Source organism: Burkholderia sp. Bp9090 (assembly GCF_003857985.1).
In the GTDB taxonomy this organism is placed as follows: domain Bacteria; phylum Pseudomonadota; class Gammaproteobacteria; order Burkholderiales; family Burkholderiaceae; genus Burkholderia.
Genome location: NZ_QTPV01000003.1, coordinates 279,465 through 298,910, shown reverse-complemented (window position 1 = coordinate 298,910; position 19,446 = coordinate 279,465). Strand labels below are relative to the sequence as shown.

Sequence of the window (19,446 nt, the reverse complement as noted above, 5' to 3'; positions counted from 1 at the left end):
CGGGGCTACCGGGCGACGCCATCAAGTCGGACAAATGGCGCGTGCGTGCGGCAGGCCATGAGGTCGCGGAAGCGGGCTCCGTGATCGGACCGGAAAGGAACCGCGACGAAGACAAACGCGCTTGACGAAAGTCAAACCCGTGAAGCAGGCACGTGCAAAAAATTGCGTATGCAGGATCGCCGATTGCCACCGGGAGACATTCATGAGCGCCAGCACTTCCCCCTTCCAGGCGGCACCCGCGCTCCAGCGGGTGCTGATCGCCATCGACGGTTCCACCGCATCCGATCAGGCGCTGGCGTATGCCAGGGCGTTCGTTCCACCGAATGCATCGGTACGCATCGTCAGCGTTGCGGATAGTCCGCGCACACTCGTCCCGCGCGGGTCGAGATCCGCGGCGTTTCTCGAATCGGCCCGCGACGAATTGCTGCGAGACGCATCCGACGTGCTGTCGCGCGCCCGAAGCGCAATGGCGCGCGACGACATCGCGCTCGACACGGAAGTCGTCGACCTGTCCACGCACGGCGGGGATATCGCGCATGCGCTGGCCGACAGTGCGCAAGCCTGGCAGGCCGAACTCGTGATCGTCGGGGCACGCCAGCATCATGGCCTGCGCGCGTGGATCGAAGGAACGGTTTCCGGCCCGCTCGGCGCGCTCGTCGGCTGCCCGCTGCTCATCGTGTCGGAAGGTTTCGGGTCGGTGGCCGAGCGCCTGCCGCGGCGGATGCTGTTCGCCGTCGACGGAAGCCCGATTGCGCTTCACGCATTGCGAACGGGATTGAAATTCTCGTGGCCCGACACCGAATTCCGGGCCATATACGTGCTCGATCGCGCCACGCAGCTGGGTGATTTCGTCCCCGTCGAGACGCTGGAAAAGGCGTTGCTTGGCGAAGGCAATCACGCACTGCAAAAAGCCATGGCCCTGCTCGACGGCATCCCCGCCGAGCGCTCGCAGTCGCAGCTGATCGAAACGGATCGAACGGGCGAAGACGTGCCTCACCTGATCGTGCACGACGCGATCGAATGGAATGCGGACTTGATCGTCATGGGTACGCATGGGCGGCGCGGCGCCACGCGCTGGCTGGTCGGCAGCGTGGCCGGACGCGTTGCGCGCATCACGAAAACGCCGGTCCTGCTCGTGAGTGCGCCGCGTGCATGACGCGCTTCGTCGTCACGCATCCGCTCCGACGGCGTGGAACAGTTCCTCCTCCTGAGCGCAATGCAGGCGTACGATCGCTTCCAGCCCGTACAGCAGGCGTTGTATCGCCTGCACCTGCGTGGCGTTCGCCGCATCGCCCGGCAGGTCCGCGACCATCTGCCGGAGCGATCGAACCATCTTGAAGATCTCCCGGTGCGCGCTGCTCATCGCCGCCAGCGGGTCCTCGCCACCGAGCATCGGCGCGAGGCGCGCGTAGACGTCCCGATCGTCGGCGCGTTCGTGCGGCAGCAGCCGTTCGTCGAGCGAGTCGATCAGGCGGACAAGCTCGCTGGCGATGGCGGCCCCGGACAGGTGCGGCAGGCGATCCGCGAGATCCCTGATCTGGTCCAGCAACGGTGACAATGCCGTGTGCTCGCGCTTGAGTTGCTCGACGTCGACATCCGCGAGCCGGGCGTCCGTCAGCCTCGGGCGAACCAGCAATACGCGCAACGCATTGACGATGACGGCGACGTCGATGACTTCCTGAATCACCGCGCCGGCAATCGGCGGCAGGAATCCGGCCGCCGCAATCGTCATCGCGACGATCGACAGCGACATGCCGGCCACCACGCTCTCGAGCGCGATCCGGCGCGAGCGTCGGGCGATTCGCATCGCATCCACGAGCCGATCGAGCCGATCCACCAGCAGAACCACGTCGGCCGCTTCGGATGACGCGGCCGCGCCCCGCGCGCCCATCGCGATACCGACGTCGGCCGCCGCCAGCGCCGGCGCGTCGTTCACGCCGTCGCCGACCATGATCGTCACGCCTTCCTTGCGCGCGGCCTGGATGGCGGCGAGCTTGTCAGTCGGCGTCTGCTCGGCGCGCACGTCGGTGACGCCCAGCAACTCGCCGACGGCCTGGGCGATGTCGCGCCGGTCGCCGGTCAGCATGACGAGGCGCGCGACGCCTTCGCGTTTCAGCAGCCGCAGCGCCCGCGGCGTTTCCAGCCGCACCTGGTCGGCCATCTGGATCGCGCCGATCATCACACCGTCGATACCGACGAACACGGCAGCCCCGCCCTCGTTGCCGACCCGTTTCAGGAACGCGTCGCTCCACGGGGCGGCCGTCGAGCAGGCGCGGACGTACCCGAACTTGCCGATCGCGACGGCCCGGCCGTCGACCCGGCCCGTCACGCCCTCGCCCGCCGTTTCCACGACGACCGACGGCGGCGACAGCGTGATCCGGCGCTCCCGCGCGGCGACCGTCAGCGCATCCGAAATGACGTGCCCCGAAGCCTGGGCCAACGACGCGGCGAAATGCAGCACATCGTCCGTGCCGACGTCCGCGCCGCATTCGATCGCAACGATGCGGGCGCGCCCTCCCGTCAGCGTCCCGGTCTTGTCGAAGAACAGGATCGTCGCTTGCGCGAGTCGTTCCAGCGCGCCCCCGCCCTTGACCAGGATGCCGCGTTTCGAACAGCGCGACATGCCGGACACGATGGCGACCGGGACGGCGAGGATCAACGGACACGGCGTGGCCACGACGAGCACGGCGAGCGCGCGTGCGACATCCCCGGCCAGCAGCCAGGCGATGCCCGCGACGAGCAGCGAAGCGAGTACGAAGAACGCGGCATAGCGATCCGCGAGACGCACGGACGGGCTGCGCTCGCGCTGCGCGCGTGCGACCAGGCGGACGATACCGGCAAACGTGCTGTCACCCGCCGTCGTGCGGGCCACCATTTCGAACGGCGCGCCGGCGTTGACCACGCCGCTGCAGGCGCTTTCTCCGGAGCGTCGCCGCTGCGTGGACGACTCGCCCGTCAACATGGATTCGTCGAGTTCCGCATCGTCGGTCAAGGTGCCGTCGACCGGCACGAATTCGCCGCTTCGCACGAGCAGCCTGTCACCGGGAACGAGCGCTTCCACGCCAACGGAACGCCACTCACCGTTCTCGAACCGGGTTGCCTGCCGAGGGGCACGGCCGAGCAGCGCGGTCATCTCGCGTTGCGCGCGGTCTTGCGCATACCGCTCCAGCGTCCGCCCGCTGGCCAGCATCAACGCAATGACCGCGGCGGTCAGCGTCTCGTCGAGCGCGATCGCCAGGCCGATCGCCAGCCATGCGAGCACATCGATGCCGGCTTGCCGTCTCGCCACGGCCCTGGCAAGCGATACCGTCAACGCGAGCAGGACCGGCAGTGCACCGACCAGCCAGACGACGCGCGCGAACGAAGGCAGGCCGAACGCAACGCACACGCCTCCTGCGGCGAGCGTGACCGCCGCCAGAACCAGCAACACGAGATCGATCGACCAGCGGATTCGCGACATGACGATTGTTCCGATCGCCGCGCATGGCGGCGTTCGCCGCATCCGGTTCGGGTTGCGGTTGCGGACGGCGTGGCACCAGTCTAGGAAACGCCGCGGCTCGACCGTTGACATGGGTCAGCACGACGCGCCTCCCGCGACATGCCGGCGCGGCGCGCGGCTTGACGTGAATCAAGCCGTCAGCCACTTTCCTCAGCAAAATTGAATCGTGAAACCGGATGGCCCGGAGTCGATATCGTGCTGACGCTGGCGGTACTCTTTCTGCTGATTCTGCTGCTGAATCTCATGCCGGCATTCGCCCCGCCCACCTGGATGGCGATGTCGTGGGTCGGCTTCAACCTGCCGGACGGCAATCCGTTCATCTTTGCCGTCGTGGCGGCCGGCGCGGCCACGACCGGCCGCGTGATCCTGGCGACCTTCGCACGATCGCTCGTCCGCTCCCGCTGGATACGCGAATCGGATCGCGAGAATATCGACGTCGCCACACGCTGGCTGCGAAAGCACCGAACGCTCACCGCCGGCGCGTTCTTCTTCTATGCATTGAGCCCGCTTCCGTCGAACTATCTGTTCATCGCGTACGGACTGTCCGGGTTGTCGCTCAGAATCATCGCGGCGGCCTTCTTCATCGGCCGCGCAACCACCTATGCGATCTGGGCGCATCTCGGCCGCTTCGCGTCGACCCGGCTCGACCTGGAATCCGAACTCGAAGGCACTTATCTCGGCGGATACTTCATCGTCACGCAACTGGTGTTGCTCGGCCTCGTATTCGTGTTGATGAAGCTCGACTGGCGCGCGCTCGTCAACGAACGTCGGTTGACGTTCCGGCGCGGCCATCATCCGCGCAGCTCCGATTGACGTCGGTATGCGCGAAGTGCGAAACGGCTGCGGCGGCCGGCCGTTGCGTCCTATCGGTCGCGAATTCCGGGCATCACTTCGGCAACGCTTTCCCGCATGCGCGGATCGACGTGCGTCATCACGTTCAGGACGCGGTGATGCCTCATCACGCGCGCACGCGCGTCCACGGCGATGTCGTGCCCTTGCGCAACGCTGAGCTCGGCGTCGATGTCGAGATGCACGTCGACGAGGATCAGATCGCCGGTCTTGCGCGTGCGCAGGTCGTGTACGTCGAGCACGCCCGGCGTCGCGATCAGCGTCGCGCGGATCGCCCGAACGTCTTCGGCGTCGGCCGCGCGGTCCATCAAGTCGTGCAACGCGTTCCAGCCGAACGTGGCGCCCATTTTCACGATCATCCCGCCGACGATCAGCGCGGCGACGGGATCGAGCAGCGGATAGCCGAACAGGTTGCCGACGATGCCGCAGGCGACCACCAGCGACGATGCGGCATCCGAACGCGCATGCCATGCGTTGGCAACCAGCAGGCTCGATTTCACCCGTGTTGCCACGGCAAGCATGTAACGGAACAGGCTTTCCTTCGCGACGAGCGCGATGACCGCCACCCAGAGCGCGGCGACGTGGACGCGCGCGATCGTTTCCGGATGCTCGAGTTTACCGATCGCGGACCACAGCATCCCGCCGCCGACCAGCAGCAGGATCGCCGCAAGCGCGAGCGAAGCGCCGGTTTCGAAGCGCTGATGTCCGTAAGGATGCTGTTCGTCGCCAGGCTTGCGGCTATGGTGACCGGCCAGCAGCACGACGAAATCCGCGATCAGATCGGATAACGAATGAATGCCGTCCGCCACGAGCCCCTGCGATCGGGACAGGATGCCGATCGCCACCTGTCCGGTGCTCAGCGCGAGGTTGACCGCCACGCTCACCCAGGTGCTTCGGGTCGCGGCCGCGGCCATCGCGGGCGTCGCTTCCGCGATGGTTTCAGGAACAACGTCGAGGTTGGTTGGCATCACGATTCAGGTTACGTACCAGGATTGAAGGATCGATCGGATTCGGGAAGTCGCGGGCAACCGGGGCCGCCCACGTGGCACGCCTGCGCCCGACGCGTTGGTACTGCGACGTGGAATGATGCGTTGCACGTCTGACAGACGTCTGACAGCTGCGTGTCTGCGGCATGGATTCGATGGTATTGGCGGTCACTCCGGGGTACTTGATCTGAGGCAAAGGATCGCCCCCCGTTTTGCGTACCGTTGAATCCATGCAAGCGACCTGGAGACCGTCATGTCCAGAGCAAACAGGTTCACAGTTTCGTGCCTGCTCGGCGTGGCGATCGCGATCGCGTCCGGTCTGGCCGATGCCCAGCCACGTCAACCGGCTAGCGATCCCGCCGTCGAGTGGCGCGGCATGATGTACGGCAGCCAGCTGATGAGGCCTGCCGAGCGGAACGCATACCGCACCCGCATGCTCGCCGCGAAATCGGATGCCGAGCGCGAGAAAATTCGCGCGCAGCACCACGCCGAGATGCAAAAACGTGCGAAGGCGCGCGGCATCACGCTGCCTGACGCTCCCCCCATGAGGGGCATGCACGGCGGGCAAGGCATGGGCATGGGTATGGGCTACATGCACGGCCAGCCTGGCGGCCCTGCAAGCGGCGCTACCGGCCAGTGATCGTGCGGTTCGGCGTGTTCGGTGACGAACACGCCATTCCGGCCGCGACCGACCGCTCCCGTGACCTCCGGCCGTGCATTGAACGCGTGCAGTCTGATCCGCGACGTGCATGATCGACTAGCGCCCGGCCGCAGCGGCAGCATCGACAGGCGGCCACGAAACGGCCACGCGCAGTCCGCCGAACGCGGGCGATCGATCCACCTGGATGTCGGCCTCGTGCGCCGCTGCGATTCGCCGCACGATCGACCAGCCGAGGCCGCTCCCGCCCGGCCGGGTTCCCGCCGGCCGAAAGAACCGTTCGCCCAGCCTGCGCAGATCGGCGTCGCCGATGCCCGGGCCGCTGTCCTCAACCCGCAGCACGGTGCGCCGGTCTCGTTGGCCGACGGAAACGGTGATGCACGCCAGCGGCGGGCTGTAGCGAATCGCGTTGTCGACCAGATTGCGCACCATCGCCGCGAGCAAGGCTTCGTTGCCGGCGACGATACATGGCGACGGCGCATCGAACTCCAGCTTCTGCTGCTTCCCGATCGACTGTGGCGCGGCCTCCGCGACCACCGCTTTCGCCAGGGCCGATACATCGACCGGTGCGCGCTCCGCCAGTGCGCCCGCATCGAGACGGGAAAGCAGCAGGAGCTGGTCGACCAGACGCGCCGCGCGGTCGCACCCTTCGAGCACGCCCCGCAACGCGTGCCGGCGCCGCTCGTCATGGCGCTCCGCCAATGCAACCTGCGCCTGCGCCTTGACGGCCGCGATCGGCGTACGCAACTCGTGCGCGGCATCGGCGGTGAATCGGCGCTCCGCGTCCATCACGGCACGAATCCGCTCGAACAGGCCGTTCAGCGCATCCAGCATCGGCCGCATCTCGAGCGGCGTCCGGTCCAGCCGGATCGTGTCGAGCGCCTGCGGATTGCGCTTCGCCAGCGTTCGCCCGAACTCGCGCAGCGGTGCCGTGCCGCGACGAACCGCCCAGCCGATGGCCAGCACCAGCAACGGCAAGGCAGCCGCCATCGGCCAGAATGCGCTGCGCATGACGGCGCCCAGGATCGCCTTGCGTGATTCGATTCGTTCGCCCACGAATACCTGAACGTCGCCGCGCACGCCGTGCACGACGAATACCCGCCATGCATTCCCGTCGATCACGACGGTCCAGAATCCGGAGGCCCGATCGCGCGCGGTCAGCTCGGGCGCCACCATCGGCCGCGACGGCGCGTTTTCGGAATGCAGGCCGAGCCGGCCTTCATGAAACACCTGAAAGGCGACACGGGGGCCGTATGGATGAAGGATCGGCGCGTCGATCGCATGGTCGTCGTCATCCGGCCCGCGCGCCTGTTGCGCGACGAGCAGTGCCGCCGCCTGCGCGAGGTGGCCGTCGAGCAGCCGGTCGATCTCGCGCCGCGCATCGAGCCAGGTCAGCAGCAGCGTCGACAGCCAGACAGCCAGGACCACGGCCGGCACGAGCGTCAGCAGCCGGCCGTGCAGCGAGCGCGCGGGCAGCAAGGCTTTCATGCAGCGTCCCGCATGAGCACGTAGCCCACGCCGCGAACCGTCCGGATCAGCTCGCTGCCGAGCTTCGCACGCAGGCGATGGATGTGCACCTCGACGGCGTTGCTTTCCACCTCCTGCCCCCAGCTGTACAGATACTGCTCGATCTGCTCGCGCGACAGGACCCGGCCTGCATTCAGCATCAGGATGTGCAGCAGGTCGAACTCGCGCGTGGACAGCGCAACGGCCACGCCGGCGCGGCGGGCGGTTCGCGACGCGGGCTCCAGCTCGACGTCCCGCGCATGGAGCCGCTCCGCCGGCCGGCCGTGGGCGCGCCGGACCAGCGCTCTCAGGCGCGCGCCGAGTTCGTACAGGTCGACGGGCTTGACCACGTAGTCGTCGGCGCCCCCGTCGAGCGCCCTGATGCGGTCGGGCACGGCATCGCGCGCGGTCAGGATCAGGATCGGCAACGCTATGCCGTCGCGACGAATGCGCTGCAGGACGTCCATGCCGTCCACGAGCGGCAACCCGAGATCGAGGACCGCCGCGGCATGCGCATGCGCGCGCAGTTCGCGCTGGGCCGCGTCGCCGTCGCGTACCCAGTCGACCCGGAACCCTTGCTGGCGCAATCCGGCACGGATCCCGTCACCGAGCAGGACATCGTCTTCCACGAGCAGGATGCGCACGATCGAGCACTCCGCCTGCGGCCGTCAATCGTCGTCCCGGCCCGCCCCGTGGGCGGGGCGGCCGGTGTCCGTCGCGACGGGCCGGCCGGCTTGCACGGGCTGCGGCGCCGCGTGCCATTGCATCCACCACCAGCCGAGCACCGCCGCCGTCATGACGACGGCAATCCCCCACCCGGCACGCCGGATGCCGTCGATCGGCGCGCCGCGCTTGTAGCCCGTCACCATCGCCCGGGCCAGATTCTCCCGATGCACGACGCTGCTGACGAGTACGGCAGCGACGTGCACCGTAACGAGCGCGAGCATCGCGTTCGCCGCGCCTTCATGAAGATCGCCGAACGATGCGCCGCTGCCGGTGTAGGCCGCCCAGCCGGCGACGCCGGTGACGACCGTCATCGCCAGCATGGCGACGATCGCGACCGCGCCGGCCGGATTGTGGCCGACATGGTGTTCCGGCCGGCCTTTCGCCAGGCTCAGCGCGTAGCGGAAAACGGCCGCCGGCGAACGGACGAACGACGAGAACCGCGCATGACGCGTGCCGGCCACGCCCCATACGACGCGAAACGCGACGAGCGCCAGCATCGTGTACCCGAACGCGACGTGCATCAGCCGCCACCGCTCGCTCTCTGCGGTCAGCCACGCACCGGCAAAGGAGACGGCCGTCAGCCAGTGGAATACGCGCAGCGGAGCGTCCCAGACCAGTATCCGCGCGGGACGCGAGCGCTCCGGTTCATCGTGTGCCGGGGATGCGGACGAATCGTTCATCGAAATTTCCTTTGTCTGCCTGCGTATGACATGCGGCGCAATTCGACGGCCGCTTCACGGCGGGGCTGCGCCACACGGAGGCGGGAACCTCGTCGTGGGTGGCGGCGAACCATGCCGACCGGGTAATCCGGTCTTCCGGCGGACGGCGCGCCGCGGCGCCCGTCGCTGCGTGCGCCGTCAGCCAGGTTTCCAGTTGCCCGATGGTCGTCGGGTCCAGCGTTGCATCGGTGCCGAAGTGGCGATCGAGACCGTTCACGATGCGGCGCCACGACTCGGCGGGCAGCGCCCCGGGCGGATAGGCGACATGGCAGGTCGCGCACTCCTGCTGGTACCTGGGCAGCAACGGAGTCGCGACGCTCCGCATCTCGTCTTCCGCCAGTGCCGCGCGCGGCAGCAGCGACGTCATCAGCATCGCGAGCAGGCTTGCCCGCACATGTCGCAGCGGGGCGATCCTGCCCGGAACAGTGGTCGAGTCGACGTGGTTCATGATCGTTCGCCGTCAGGGTTTCAGGCTCATGAGCCAGCTCAGGACATCTGCCTTCTCGGCTGCCGAGCATTCGCGCCCGACGACGTCCTTGCAGTTTCTGCGGAACCATTTTTCGGTCCGCGCCTCGTCCGTGAACCGCGCGGGATTGAACGCGGGCGCGAGCGGCTCGATGGTCTTGCCGGTGACGACGTGCCGGCCCGGGCCGGTCGGCGTGCTTCCGTGACAAGTCGCGCAACTCCAGTCGCGCCCATGCCGGGACGTGAAGAACTGCTGTCCCCGCGATGGCGCGGCGCTCGTGCCGGCCTGCGCCGCATAGCCGTCCAGCAGCCGGGCAGGCGTTTCGGCATGGGCGCAAGCCACGACGGCGAACAGCATCGATACGGCAAGGCGCGGGTGACACAGCGTGCGAACGCAACGGGATATCCGCATCGTGATTCTCCTGGGCGATGCGTTCATGTTCGGGCCGGCTCCTTACCGCATTCTTAAGGTTCGGACGCGCGGCTGCCGGCGTGCCATTGCATCAGCGCGACGACACGTGAAGCGACCATGAATCGACCGTGGAGACATCGTGCACGCGTCCCGTCGCGCTCGCGATCAGGATCCCGCCGCCGGCTCGTTCACGCTTGACCCAAATCAAGCCTGTCGGGAAAGCAGGATGCATCGGACCGGTGAATCGGGCGCCCGTCGGCGCGCGGCACGGACTCAGTACAGTAAGAACGCCGCCCGTTCGCGCGCGAACGCGGCATTTTGCGCATCGACGACACGTTCGATCTCGTCGAGCGAGCGCCCCGCCTCCAGCATGTCCGCCACCTCGCGCGAGCCGATCGATGCACGGATCGCATCGATCCGGAACTGCGCCGGATAACGCCGGTGCAGCGCCAGCGCGAGTGCCAACCCGATCTCGCCCGGCCGCGTCGCGCCGGGCGGCCGTTCGATGCGCACCCCTTCGCACATCCTGCCGCGATACGGCCCCTCCGCCGGCACGAAGCGAACCGGCGAGACCGTCGCGTCCAGCCGCATCGCGCGAAGATCGTCGGCGAGGATGCGCCCGTCGATCCACGGCGCGCCGACCACGCCGAACGGTGTCGCGGTGCCGCGCCCGACACTGACCGCCGCCCCTTCGATGAGCCCCGTCTCCGGGTAGAGCGACAGCGCGGCGCCATCGCGCAGGTTCGGCGATGGCGGCACCTGGCCAAGCCCGGTGTCGCCGAAGCGCATCGCGCGCACGTAATGCGCCATCGGCACCACGGTCAGCGCCGCGCCGACGTGCAGGCGGTCGTTGAACAGCCGCGCGAGCTCGCCGAGCGTCATGCCGGGCTGGAGCGGCAACGGGTAATAACCGGTGAACGTGGCCGGCCCGGCATCGGCCACGGGGCCGCCGAACGCATCGCCGCCCAGCGGGTCCGGGCGGTCGAGCACGAGCACCGGGCGCTGGGCGGCGGCGCCGGCTTCGAGCGCGTAACCGAGCGTGGCCAGGTAGGTGAAGAAGCGTACGCCTGCATCCTGCAGGTCGAGCACCAGCACGTCGACGTCGCCGAGCAGCGCGGGCGCGATCCGGCGGCGGTCGCCGTAGAGACTGTGAACCACCACACCGGTCGCGGCGTCGAGCGTGTCGCCGAACGTCTCGTCGACGTCGGTGCCGAGCCCGTGCTCGGGTGCGAACAGCGCGACGAGCCGCGCGCCCGGCGCCTGTGCGAGCAGGTCGGCCGTGCGCCGGCCGAACCGGTCGAAGCCGCTGCGGTTCGTGACGAGCGCGATGCGCTTGCCCGCGACGGCCGCGAAGCCGTTCGCCGCGAGCACGTCGATGCCGGCCAGTACCGGCCCGCGCGATACCGGCAACCGGGCGGCCTGCGCGACGGCCGCCGCCATCGCGGGCACGCGCGTCGCGATCCGCGCCGGCGTCACGGGAGCGGCTTCGCTCGATACGATGCCGAGCACGAGCGAGCGCAACGGCAGCGCCGTGCCGGTTTCGTCGGGATACAGCCGGCTCGTGAGCACGACCGCGAAGCGGCGCGTCACGGGATCGATCCACAGCGCCGTGCCCGTGTAGCCGAGGTGTTGCAGCGCGCCGACCGGCGGCAACCGGTAGCGGTTCGCGACGAGCGGCGGCCCGACCGCCCAGCCGGGCGTGTGCAGGTCGCCTTCGGCGTCGAGCGTGGCCGGTGTCTCGAGCGTGGCGACGCTGCGGCGCGCCAGCACGCGCGCCGGGCCGAGCGCACCGCCGTTCAGCAGCATGCGCGCGAAGCGCGCCAGATCGTCCGCACTCGCGAACAGGCCCGCATTGCCGGCCACGCCGCCCAACGCGGCCGCGACGGGATCGTGCACGCTCCCGCGGAGCGGATGGCCATCGCGCACGGCGGTGGGCGCCACGCGCGCGAGCAGCGGTGCCGGCGGCCGGAACGCGGTGCTCGCCATCCCGAGCGGCGCGAACACGTGTGCGGCGCACCACGCGTCGAGCGGCCGGTGCGACACGCGCTCGACGATCTCGCCGAGTGTCACGTAGTTGACGTCGCTGTAGCGCACCCGTGTGCCGGCCGGCGCACCGGGCGTCATCGCGACGATGTCGGCCAGCACGGCGGCACGGCTGCGCAGCGCGCGGGACGACGACACGCCGGCCGGCAGCCCCGACACATGCGCGAGCAACTGGCGGATCGTGATGCCGGCCTTGCCGTGCGCACCGAACGCGGGCCAGTAACGCGCGGCCGGCGCGTCGAGGCTCAGCATGCCGCGCTCCGCGAGCTGCATGACCGCAACCGCCGTCGCCACCGGCTTGGTCAGCGACGCGAGATCGAAGACGGTATCGGCCGTCATCGCCTCCGCGTGCTCGCCCGCCACGCGCAGGCCGCGCGCGACGCGTACCCGCACGCCGTCCGCATCGCCCGTCACGACCACCGCGCCGGCAAGATGGCCGTCGGCGATCTCGGCGGCGATCGCCTCGTCGATCGAGACGGCCTGCCGCTGTGTTGCGGGCATCCCGGATTCCGCGCTTGCACCGGCCGGCGCAAGCGCGAACAGCAGCGCGCCGGTCAGCGCGGCAGCGCAGCGGGAGCGTCGCGATCGAGCCTGTTCCACTGCATTCATTCCTTCGTGCCGGCCGCATCGGCGGAGTCGAGCCGCGCGCGGAGGACCGCCGCGCCGATGGCGCGAGCGCCGCGCATCGCCGCCTCGCCGGTCCTGATCGAAAGCGCGACTGGCGTGCCGGTTATTGCGGCGATGCGGAACAATCCGCACACAGACGCATAGCGCCTTGCCGTTCGGGGTCGTGCCAGTAGAAGCGCACATCGACGGCGCCGCGCGCCGGTACGACGACGTGCCGGACTTCCTGGACGGCCCTGTCGTGCGCGGACACGGTATATCGCCCCGGCGGCACGCGGGCGAACAGGAACGGCCCGTTCGTGTGCGCGTCGAGAAGCGTCGCCTTGCCGGACGACAGCGTGACGTCGACATCGGAAAGATAATGGCCCCGCTTCGACGCGAACGTGATCCGCAGGTTGTACCGCGGTGCGACGTCGCGAAACGCGGTGACCTCGTCCTGACCGATTCCGCCGGTGATATACGCGACACCGTTGCGCATGATCGGCTCGGTCGACGTTTCAGCCAGCGCGTTCGCACCGATATTCAGCAGGCAGGTTGCGAGCAGCAGCATCTTCACGGTTCCGGTCCACATCTTCACTCTCCTGATCGAGCACGCACGGCTGCGATACCGCCCGTCCGGTCGCGGAACGTGTCGCGTGCGGTGACGTCGCTCGTTCGAGTCGACGACGCTGTCAGCGTCGCGCGGAACGCCGATTTCCCGTTGACTCAAGTCAAGTGCGCGCCTGTCGACGCCGAACGAGGCCGGACGGCCCCCGCGAGACAGTCATCGCACCCCATCTGCCCGGGCGCCGCGGCACGCCTGAAAACACGGGGGAGCGGCATCCGGACGGCGCAATCGTCCGTAACGGCTGTCAGCCGATATTGCACGGCCCGTCGGAAATTTCCGACACGGCGGCCCGACGTCGGACAGCAAGCTCAGGCCACGCTGATTGTTCCGCGCGGCGCCGCTGTCAATACTGGAGACGTGACAGGAAGCAACGTGTTTCGCGGCCGGCGCGCGGCTCTTCCGCCCCGCCGCCGCAGGACCGAGGAGCTGGCGATGATTGATCCGACCGCAGTGCACGCCGACGACGCCATGCCGGATGGCGAACCGCCGGTCGGTGCCCACCTCGTGACCCGCCGCCCCGGTTATCTGCATCATGGGATCTACATCGGCGACGGCAACGTGATTCACTACGCGGGATGGTCACGCCATGCGAGCGGCGGTCCGGTCGAGGTCGTCACGCTGGACGGCTTCCGTGCCGGTTTCGGGCTCGCGGTCATCCGCCACGCGCGCACGCTGTACGACGGAACGGAAGCCGCGCGCCGCGCGGCATCGCGCCTGGGCGAATGCCGATACCGGCTGCTCACGAACAACTGCGAGCACTTCTGCCTGTGGTGCCTTTTCGGTGTAGCGAGGAGCGAGCAGGTCGCGTCGTGCCTGCGCAACCCGGCGCATGGCATCGCGGTCGCCGTCATGCTCGTCGCTTGCGTTCTGGCCGCGCGACTGCATCCGGCGATGACCGGGCGCGAATGCACGGCACGGTGTATGGCGTAGTATCGACGGCAGGGCCGTCGTTCGGTCATTCATCGACTCGACCGTCACCCGCGGCCACGAAAGACGGCATGCGCACGCCCCCACCGTTTCGCCTGCGCGATCGCGATGCGGATCGCGCTGCCCTCGGAACGCCCCTGCCGCAGCAGCGCGTTGGCAATCCCGATCGCCTTGCCGCGAACCGGCGGCGGCAGATTCCGCATCGAAGGCGGATAACGTTCGTCATTCCACGGCATGATCGATTTGCGTCCTGCGCGTTCGCGCCGGTCTGCACGCGCCGCTCAGCGCGGCAACGCGGCAGGATCGTAGCGATTGCGCGGATTCCACAGCATCCAGCCGTCCGTGCCCTCCGCGTCGGCCGCGTCGACCTGCGCGCGAATCTCGTCCGCATCGAACGGCCGGCGATCGAACGCATAGTCGCGAAACGCCTGGAGCCACGGCCGAAACCGGACACCGTCCATTCCGGTCCGGCGCTTCGCCTCGGCCAGCGACCGCGACACGATCTCGCCCGGATGCTCGGTCGGCTTGCGGCAACCGGGCAGGCCCCACGTGAAGCCGGACGGATACAGCATCGGCGACACATAGTCGACGACCGGTCCGAGCGCGTCGAGCCGCTGCCCGATCGCGGTGTCGTCCGCATTCCAGCAGACGTACCCGAAGATGTCGGCCGACATGTACAGGTTGTACGGCCGCAGCCGTTCGCGCGCGCCGGTCAGGAATCCGGTGATCGCCGCGACCCGGTTGGCCTCGGTATTGGGCTCGCCGAACCGGAGGCCGTTGGCGTCGGGAAAACGCAGGTAGTCGAACTGGATTTCGTCGAAACCCATGCGAGCAGCCTCTTCGGCGACATCGTAATTGTGTTGCCAGGCCGCGCGCGATGTCGGGTCGATCCAGCGCTGATGCTCGCGGTCCTGCCAGATCTCGCCGGCCGCGTCGCGCACGGCCCACTCGGGATGAGCGCGCGCCAGCGCGTCGTCCTTGAACACGACGATGCGGCCAATCACGTAAAGACCGCGCGCGTGGAACGTCCGCAGCAGGTCCGGCAGATCGGGCGGATGCACGACGGCACCGGCGGCATGGTTCGCGGCACCCGAGATTTCACGCGCCAGGCTGCGATACGGCGTCACGCCGCTGTCGCCCTTCACGTCGATGACGAGCGCGTTGATCGCCGTCTTATCCTGGAGGGACAGCGCCGCCTCGCGCAGCGTGCGATCGGCGACGCCGTAGGCGGACAGATAGACCGCCTTCGGACGCACGGGCGTCATCCGGATCGTCTGCGCGCCCCCGGCCGGCGCGAGCGTGACTTCGCTTCGCGCGTAGCCCGGCGCACGCACGCTCAGGCGCGTGCCCGCCGCGTCGATCTCCAGTGAAAACGCGCCGTCGCGATCCGCGGTCCGGTTCACGCCCGACGCATGCCCGATCGCGCCGGCGAGCGGGTGCCCGTTCGTCGCATCGACGACGGTGATCGTGACGGGCGCCGCCCGGGCAGCGAAGCCGGCGAGCGACACGAGAAGACAGATGATCAGGCGTTTCATCACGGCTGACTCCCGGCGGTTCTCAGCAATCCGTTCATGCATCGTGTGTCGCAGTCGTCCGTCATCAGAAAGCGCGGCAGTGCCATTGCCGGGTCGGTGACACGAACGGGGCGCGCGTCGAGCGTGAATGCCGCGACGTAGCCTTCGCGGGCGGCCAACTGGTCGGTCTGTTCATCATGGACGCCGAACGGCCAGGCCAGCAGCCTGACCGGCTCACCGGTTTCGGCCTCGAGCCGTTCGCGGGACCGGCCCAGCTGGAACGACACGAAGCGCCGGTAGTCGTCCGGCGTGAGCCGGGCGCGCTCGGTGCGGAAATTCGGATGCCAGTACGTATGGGACTCGATGTCGAACCCGCCGGCGCGCCCGAGCGTGCGCAGCTGGTCCCAGGTCATCGCATAGCCGGCGTTGGAGATGGCGGATGGATAGATGAACAGCGTGATCGGCATCGGATGGGCGGCCAGCAACGGGCGCAGCACGTCGTAGACGGAGCGATGACCGTCATCGACGGCGATCGCGACCGCCCGCGCCGGCACGGCATCGGCCTGGCCGTCGTGCCAGCGCACGACGTCGGCGAGCGGCACGATGCGGTAGCCGTTCGCCTCGATCGCCTGCAGCTGGTGCCGGAAGGTTTCGGTACGCACCGTCATCGAATCCAGGCGCGCGGTGGCGAACCGGTGATAGACCAGGATCAGCACACGCTGGGGGGGCGAATCGACGGTCGCGACGTCGGCGGACGAAACCGGCGACGCGGCCGACAGCAGGAGCAGGCTGGCGATCAAGGCGGTCAGGCGAACGGCCATGGCGGACCTCGTGGAATGGCTGCCCCATTTTTCGCGATGGCGGCACGCAATCCGCTGAGCCAGATCAACGATCGATCGCGCGTCGATGCGATCGTGCATGCGTCGGGCCGCCTGGACGTCAGCTTGCCTGCGCAACCAGTTCGGCATGAATCCGCTCGACGTCGTCGCGCGTGCACAGCGCCGTGCCCGGATGCTCGACCGAGGCGGCCGATGCCGCCAGCGCATACCGGCACGCATCGTCGAACGGCACGCCGCGCGCCAGCGCCCAGACCATGCCGCCGACGAAACTGTCGCCGGCGCCGACCGTGCTGCATACCGCTGCCGGCCTGCCGGGCAGGCGCAGCGCGCGATCGCGCGTGACGACCCAGGCGCCGCGCGCACCGAGCGTCAATGCGACGATGTCGGCCTGCCCGCGCGCCACGAGTTCGCTCGCCTTGCGGCAGGCCGCCGTGTCGTCGAGCGGTTCGCCGGCCAGCGCACTCAGTTCGCCGAGGCTGGGCTTCACGAGATGAACGCCGGCCTCGAGGGCCGCTTGCAGCGCCCGGCCCGCCGCATCGACGACCACCCGGCTTCCTCTTGCCCTGGCCGTGCGCGCGAGCGTCGCATACAGGTCGTCGGGCGCGCCGGGCGGCAGGCTGCCGCTCAGCACGAGATAGCGCGGCGCCGGCTGCATGGCGTCGATGCGGGCCGCGCAGTCGCGCCACTCGGCCTGCGTGACGAGCGGCCCCGGCATCACGAACCGGTATTCGCGCCCGGTCGCGGTCTCGCTCACGCAGACGTTCTCGCGCGTCTCGCCGGCGATCCGGACGCGCACCGCCGGCAGGCGCTCGGCTTCGAGCAGCAGCGTCAACACGTCGCCGGTCGGCCCGCCGGCCAGGTACAGCGCGACGCAGTCGCCCCCGAGCCGGTGAATGGTTCGGGCGACGTTGATCCCGCCGCCGCCGGGGTCGCGCCGTGGCCGTGTACAGCGCAGCTTGTGGGTATCGACGATGTGCTCGACCGAGGTCGAGACATCGACGGCAGGATTCAACGTGACGGTAACGATATCGGTCATGGTGCGTCGCTCGCAGTCGATGGCAGGCGCGCCGGGTGCCCGCGTGGCGATTCCCGGCCCACCGCGGCGTGCCGGCCGTGGCTCCACGTTACGTTCGACGCCGGCCGCGGCATTGACCGCCATCAAGCGGTGCCGCGAAAGCGCCCGGTTGCGTTCGATCAACGACACGTTCGGGCAGGCGCCTACATTGAGTCATTCGTCGTCGCCGAGCCCCGCCATGGACGAGCAGCCGCTTTGCAGCACCGTGTTCACCGAGCGCTATGCGCAGCCCGGCGACACGTCTCGCGCGGCCGTCTTCCATCGCGTCGCCCGTGCGCTGTCGCTCGCCGAGCCGGCCGAGCGCCGTGCGCAGGTGGAGCGCGTGTTCTACCTGAACCTGCAGCGCGGTGCGATCGGCGCGGGCCGCATCCTCGCGAACGCCGGCGCGGACCACGGCGGAACGATGGTCAACTGCTTCGTCCATCCGCTCGCGATTCCGGCCGACGCCCCCGTGCAGGCCCTCGACACGGCGCTCGCGCATGCGCTCGACGACGCCCGGGTCACGCTGTTGATGGGCGGCGGAATCGGCTACGACTTCTCGCCGGTGCCACCCGCCGACGCGTACGAACGGCGCCTGTCGTCCGCACGCGGCGCGTGCGCGGCGCTCGACCGCTTCGATGCGATGTGCCGGGCGCTGCCGTTCACCGGCCCGCGCCGCGGCGCGCAGATGGGCGTGCTGCGCTGCGATCATCCGGACCTCGTCGCGTTCGTCGCGGCCAAGCGCGGACGCGCGCGCTGGCCGACGTTCAACCTGTCGGTCGGCGTCACGAACGCATTCATGGAGGCGGTCCGGCACGACCTGCCGTGGGCGCTCTTCCACCACGCGCCACCCGCCTGCACGTCCGGCGCATCGCCCCGGCTGCCCGACGGACGCTACCTGTACACAACGGTGCCGGCCCGTACGCTCTGGCACGCGATCGTCACTGCCGCGCGCGACAGCGCCGAACCGGGGCTGCTGTTTATCGACACGATCCGCGCCGCGAATCCGCTGCGCGAGCACGAGCGGATCGACGCGACGAACCCGTGCGGCGAGCAGCCGCTGCCGCCCTATGGCAGCTGCGTGCTCGGACCGATCGACCTGTCGCGGTTCGTCCTCCACCCGTTCGGTATCGACGGCGAGCCGCGCTTCGATTTCGCGACGTTCGCCGATGCGGTGCGCATCCAGGTCCGCATGCTCGACAACGTGCTCGATCTGACCGAGTGGCCGCTCGCCGCGCACGAGCACGAAGCGCGCCGCACGCGCCGCATCGGGGTCGGCGTCACCGGGCTGGGCGACGCGCTGACGATGCTGAGGCTGCGCTACGACAGCGCGGAAGCACGCGCGCTTGCACGCAGGATCGCGCTCGCGATGCGCGAGCATGCGTTCGCCGCGTCGGCCGCGCTTGCCGCCGAGCGCGGCGTGTTTCCGGCCTACGACCCGGCCGCCTATCTGAGCGGCCCCGCGTATCGAACGCTGTTGCCGCTGAAGGTGCATCACGCGATCGCGCGGCACGGTCTGCGCAACAGCCACCTGCTGTCGTTCGCGCCGGCCGGCAGCGTGAGCCTCGCGTTCTGCGACAACTGTTCGAACGGAATCGAGCCGGCCGTCGGCTGGACGCAGCGCCGCATGGTCCGCACCGCGGACGGGCAGGTCCGGCCGTTTCGTGTGGAGAATCACGCTTACCGGCTGTTTCGCGCACTGCATGGCGACAACGTCAGGCTGCCGGGATATTTCGTCACGGCGGCGGATATCGCGCCGGCCGATCACGTCGCGATGCTCGCGGCGCTGCAGCCGTGCGTCGACGCCGGTATCTCCAAGACGGTGACGATGCCCGGCCAGTGTTCGCTCGCGGCGGTCGACGCGCTGTTCTTCCAGGCGTGGCGCGAAGGGCTCAAGGGCATCACGATTTTCCGGCCCGATCCGCGGCTCGCGTCGGTCGTGACCGATGACGCGTCGCACGCGCGGCGCGACGGCCCCGTCTGCATCGGCTGTTGAACGACACGATGAGCGGCGGCGA

18 protein-coding genes are annotated in these 19,446 nt (G+C 69.1%); 5 read left to right on the top strand and 13 right to left on the bottom strand.

Annotated features, from left to right (window positions below):
- Positions 1-202 precede the first annotated feature (202 nt).
- Entirely contained in the window at positions 203-1,156 is a 954-nt protein-coding gene (locus DIE16_RS04865; protein WP_124891925.1) for a universal stress protein, read from the top strand.
- Between the two features lie 12 nt (positions 1,157-1,168).
- Here the strand turns inward: DIE16_RS04865 and DIE16_RS04860 are convergent, their stop codons facing one another.
- A complete protein-coding gene (locus DIE16_RS04860) occupies positions 1,169-3,460 on the bottom strand; it encodes a heavy metal translocating P-type ATPase (RefSeq protein ID WP_124891924.1) in 2,292 nt (763 codons plus the stop codon).
- 234 nt (positions 3,461-3,694) lie between these two features.
- Between DIE16_RS04860 and DIE16_RS04855 the strand changes: the two genes are divergently transcribed.
- Positions 3,695-4,312 carry a hypothetical protein gene (locus DIE16_RS04855; protein ID WP_124891923.1) on the top strand — a complete coding sequence of 206 codons (618 nt, stop codon included), beginning with the start codon at positions 3,695-3,697 and terminating at the stop codon, positions 4,310-4,312.
- 50 nt (positions 4,313-4,362) lie between these two features.
- Here DIE16_RS04855 and DIE16_RS04850 read toward each other — a convergent pair whose 3' ends face one another.
- Positions 4,363-5,316, bottom strand: a complete 954-nt coding sequence (locus DIE16_RS04850; protein ID WP_124891922.1) for a cation diffusion facilitator family transporter — start codon at positions 5,314-5,316, stop codon at positions 4,363-4,365.
- 271 nt (positions 5,317-5,587) lie between these two features.
- Between DIE16_RS04850 and DIE16_RS04845 the strand changes: the two genes are divergently transcribed.
- Complete coding sequence (locus DIE16_RS04845) at positions 5,588-5,974, top strand: hypothetical protein (RefSeq protein WP_124891921.1); 387 nt, start codon at positions 5,588-5,590, stop codon at positions 5,972-5,974.
- A 117-nt stretch (positions 5,975-6,091) separates the two neighbouring features.
- Here DIE16_RS04845 and DIE16_RS04840 read toward each other — a convergent pair whose 3' ends face one another.
- The 8 genes from DIE16_RS04840 to DIE16_RS04810 form a co-directional block, all read right to left on the bottom strand.
- Positions 6,092-7,480: an ATP-binding protein gene (locus DIE16_RS04840; protein WP_124891920.1), complete on the bottom strand. Its 1,389-nt coding sequence runs from the start codon at positions 7,478-7,480 to the stop codon at positions 6,092-6,094.
- Positions 7,477-8,142 carry a response regulator gene (locus DIE16_RS04835; RefSeq protein WP_124570399.1) on the bottom strand — a complete coding sequence of 222 codons (666 nt, stop codon included), beginning with the start codon at positions 8,140-8,142 and terminating at the stop codon, positions 7,477-7,479. The genes DIE16_RS04840 and DIE16_RS04835 overlap by 4 nt, the downstream gene beginning before the upstream one ends.
- A gap of 24 nt (positions 8,143-8,166) precedes the next feature.
- Positions 8,167-8,904: a cytochrome b/b6 domain-containing protein gene (locus DIE16_RS04830; protein WP_124570398.1), complete on the bottom strand. Its 738-nt coding sequence runs from the start codon at positions 8,902-8,904 to the stop codon at positions 8,167-8,169.
- Positions 8,870-9,391 carry a diheme cytochrome c gene (locus tag DIE16_RS04825; protein ID WP_124891919.1) on the bottom strand — a complete coding sequence of 174 codons (522 nt, stop codon included), beginning with the start codon at positions 9,389-9,391 and terminating at the stop codon, positions 8,870-8,872. Before DIE16_RS04825 ends, DIE16_RS04830 begins: the two co-directional genes overlap by 35 nt.
- A 12-nt stretch (positions 9,392-9,403) precedes the next feature.
- Positions 9,404-9,766, bottom strand: a complete 363-nt coding sequence (locus DIE16_RS04820) for a DUF1924 domain-containing protein (protein WP_260426165.1) — start codon at positions 9,764-9,766, stop codon at positions 9,404-9,406.
- A gap of 327 nt (positions 9,767-10,093) precedes the next feature.
- Positions 10,094-12,472: a serine hydrolase gene (locus DIE16_RS04815; protein WP_124891918.1), complete on the bottom strand. Its 2,379-nt coding sequence runs from the start codon at positions 12,470-12,472 to the stop codon at positions 10,094-10,096.
- Positions 12,469-12,615 carry a hypothetical protein gene (locus tag DIE16_RS36510; RefSeq protein WP_185640827.1) on the bottom strand — a complete coding sequence of 49 codons (147 nt, stop codon included), beginning with the start codon at positions 12,613-12,615 and terminating at the stop codon, positions 12,469-12,471. Before DIE16_RS36510 ends, DIE16_RS04815 begins: the two co-directional genes overlap by 4 nt.
- On the bottom strand, positions 12,594-13,058 hold the full coding sequence (locus DIE16_RS04810; RefSeq protein ID WP_124485953.1) for a carboxypeptidase regulatory-like domain-containing protein: 465 nt from the start codon (positions 13,056-13,058) through the stop codon (positions 12,594-12,596). Before DIE16_RS04810 ends, DIE16_RS36510 begins: the two co-directional genes overlap by 22 nt.
- Positions 13,059-13,526: 468 nt before the next feature.
- Here DIE16_RS04810 and DIE16_RS04805 point away from each other — a divergent pair, with 468 nt between their 5' ends.
- Positions 13,527-14,024: a lecithin retinol acyltransferase family protein gene (locus tag DIE16_RS04805; RefSeq protein ID WP_124519938.1), complete on the top strand. Its 498-nt coding sequence runs from the start codon at positions 13,527-13,529 to the stop codon at positions 14,022-14,024.
- Positions 14,025-14,302: 278 nt separating this feature from the next.
- On the opposite strand, the gene DIE16_RS04795 is transcribed toward DIE16_RS04805, so the two are convergent.
- The 3 genes from DIE16_RS04795 to DIE16_RS04785 form a co-directional block, all read right to left on the bottom strand.
- Positions 14,303-15,559 carry a putative glycoside hydrolase gene (locus DIE16_RS04795; protein ID WP_124891917.1) on the bottom strand — a complete coding sequence of 419 codons (1,257 nt, stop codon included), beginning with the start codon at positions 15,557-15,559 and terminating at the stop codon, positions 14,303-14,305.
- The gene (locus DIE16_RS04790; RefSeq protein WP_124891953.1) at positions 15,556-16,356 is read right to left on the bottom strand and encodes a polysaccharide deacetylase family protein; all 801 of its coding nucleotides are present in this window, start codon (positions 16,354-16,356) and stop codon (positions 15,556-15,558) included. Before DIE16_RS04790 ends, DIE16_RS04795 begins: the two co-directional genes overlap by 4 nt.
- 118 nt (positions 16,357-16,474) lie before the next feature.
- Positions 16,475-17,410, bottom strand: a complete 936-nt coding sequence (locus DIE16_RS04785; protein WP_124891916.1) for a 1-phosphofructokinase family hexose kinase — start codon at positions 17,408-17,410, stop codon at positions 16,475-16,477.
- Between the two features lie 217 nt (positions 17,411-17,627).
- Here DIE16_RS04785 and DIE16_RS04780 point away from each other — a divergent pair, with 217 nt between their 5' ends.
- Positions 17,628-19,424 carry an adenosylcobalamin-dependent ribonucleoside-diphosphate reductase gene (locus DIE16_RS04780; RefSeq protein ID WP_124891915.1) on the top strand — a complete coding sequence of 599 codons (1,797 nt, stop codon included), beginning with the start codon at positions 17,628-17,630 and terminating at the stop codon, positions 19,422-19,424.
- Positions 19,425-19,446 lie beyond the last annotated feature (22 nt).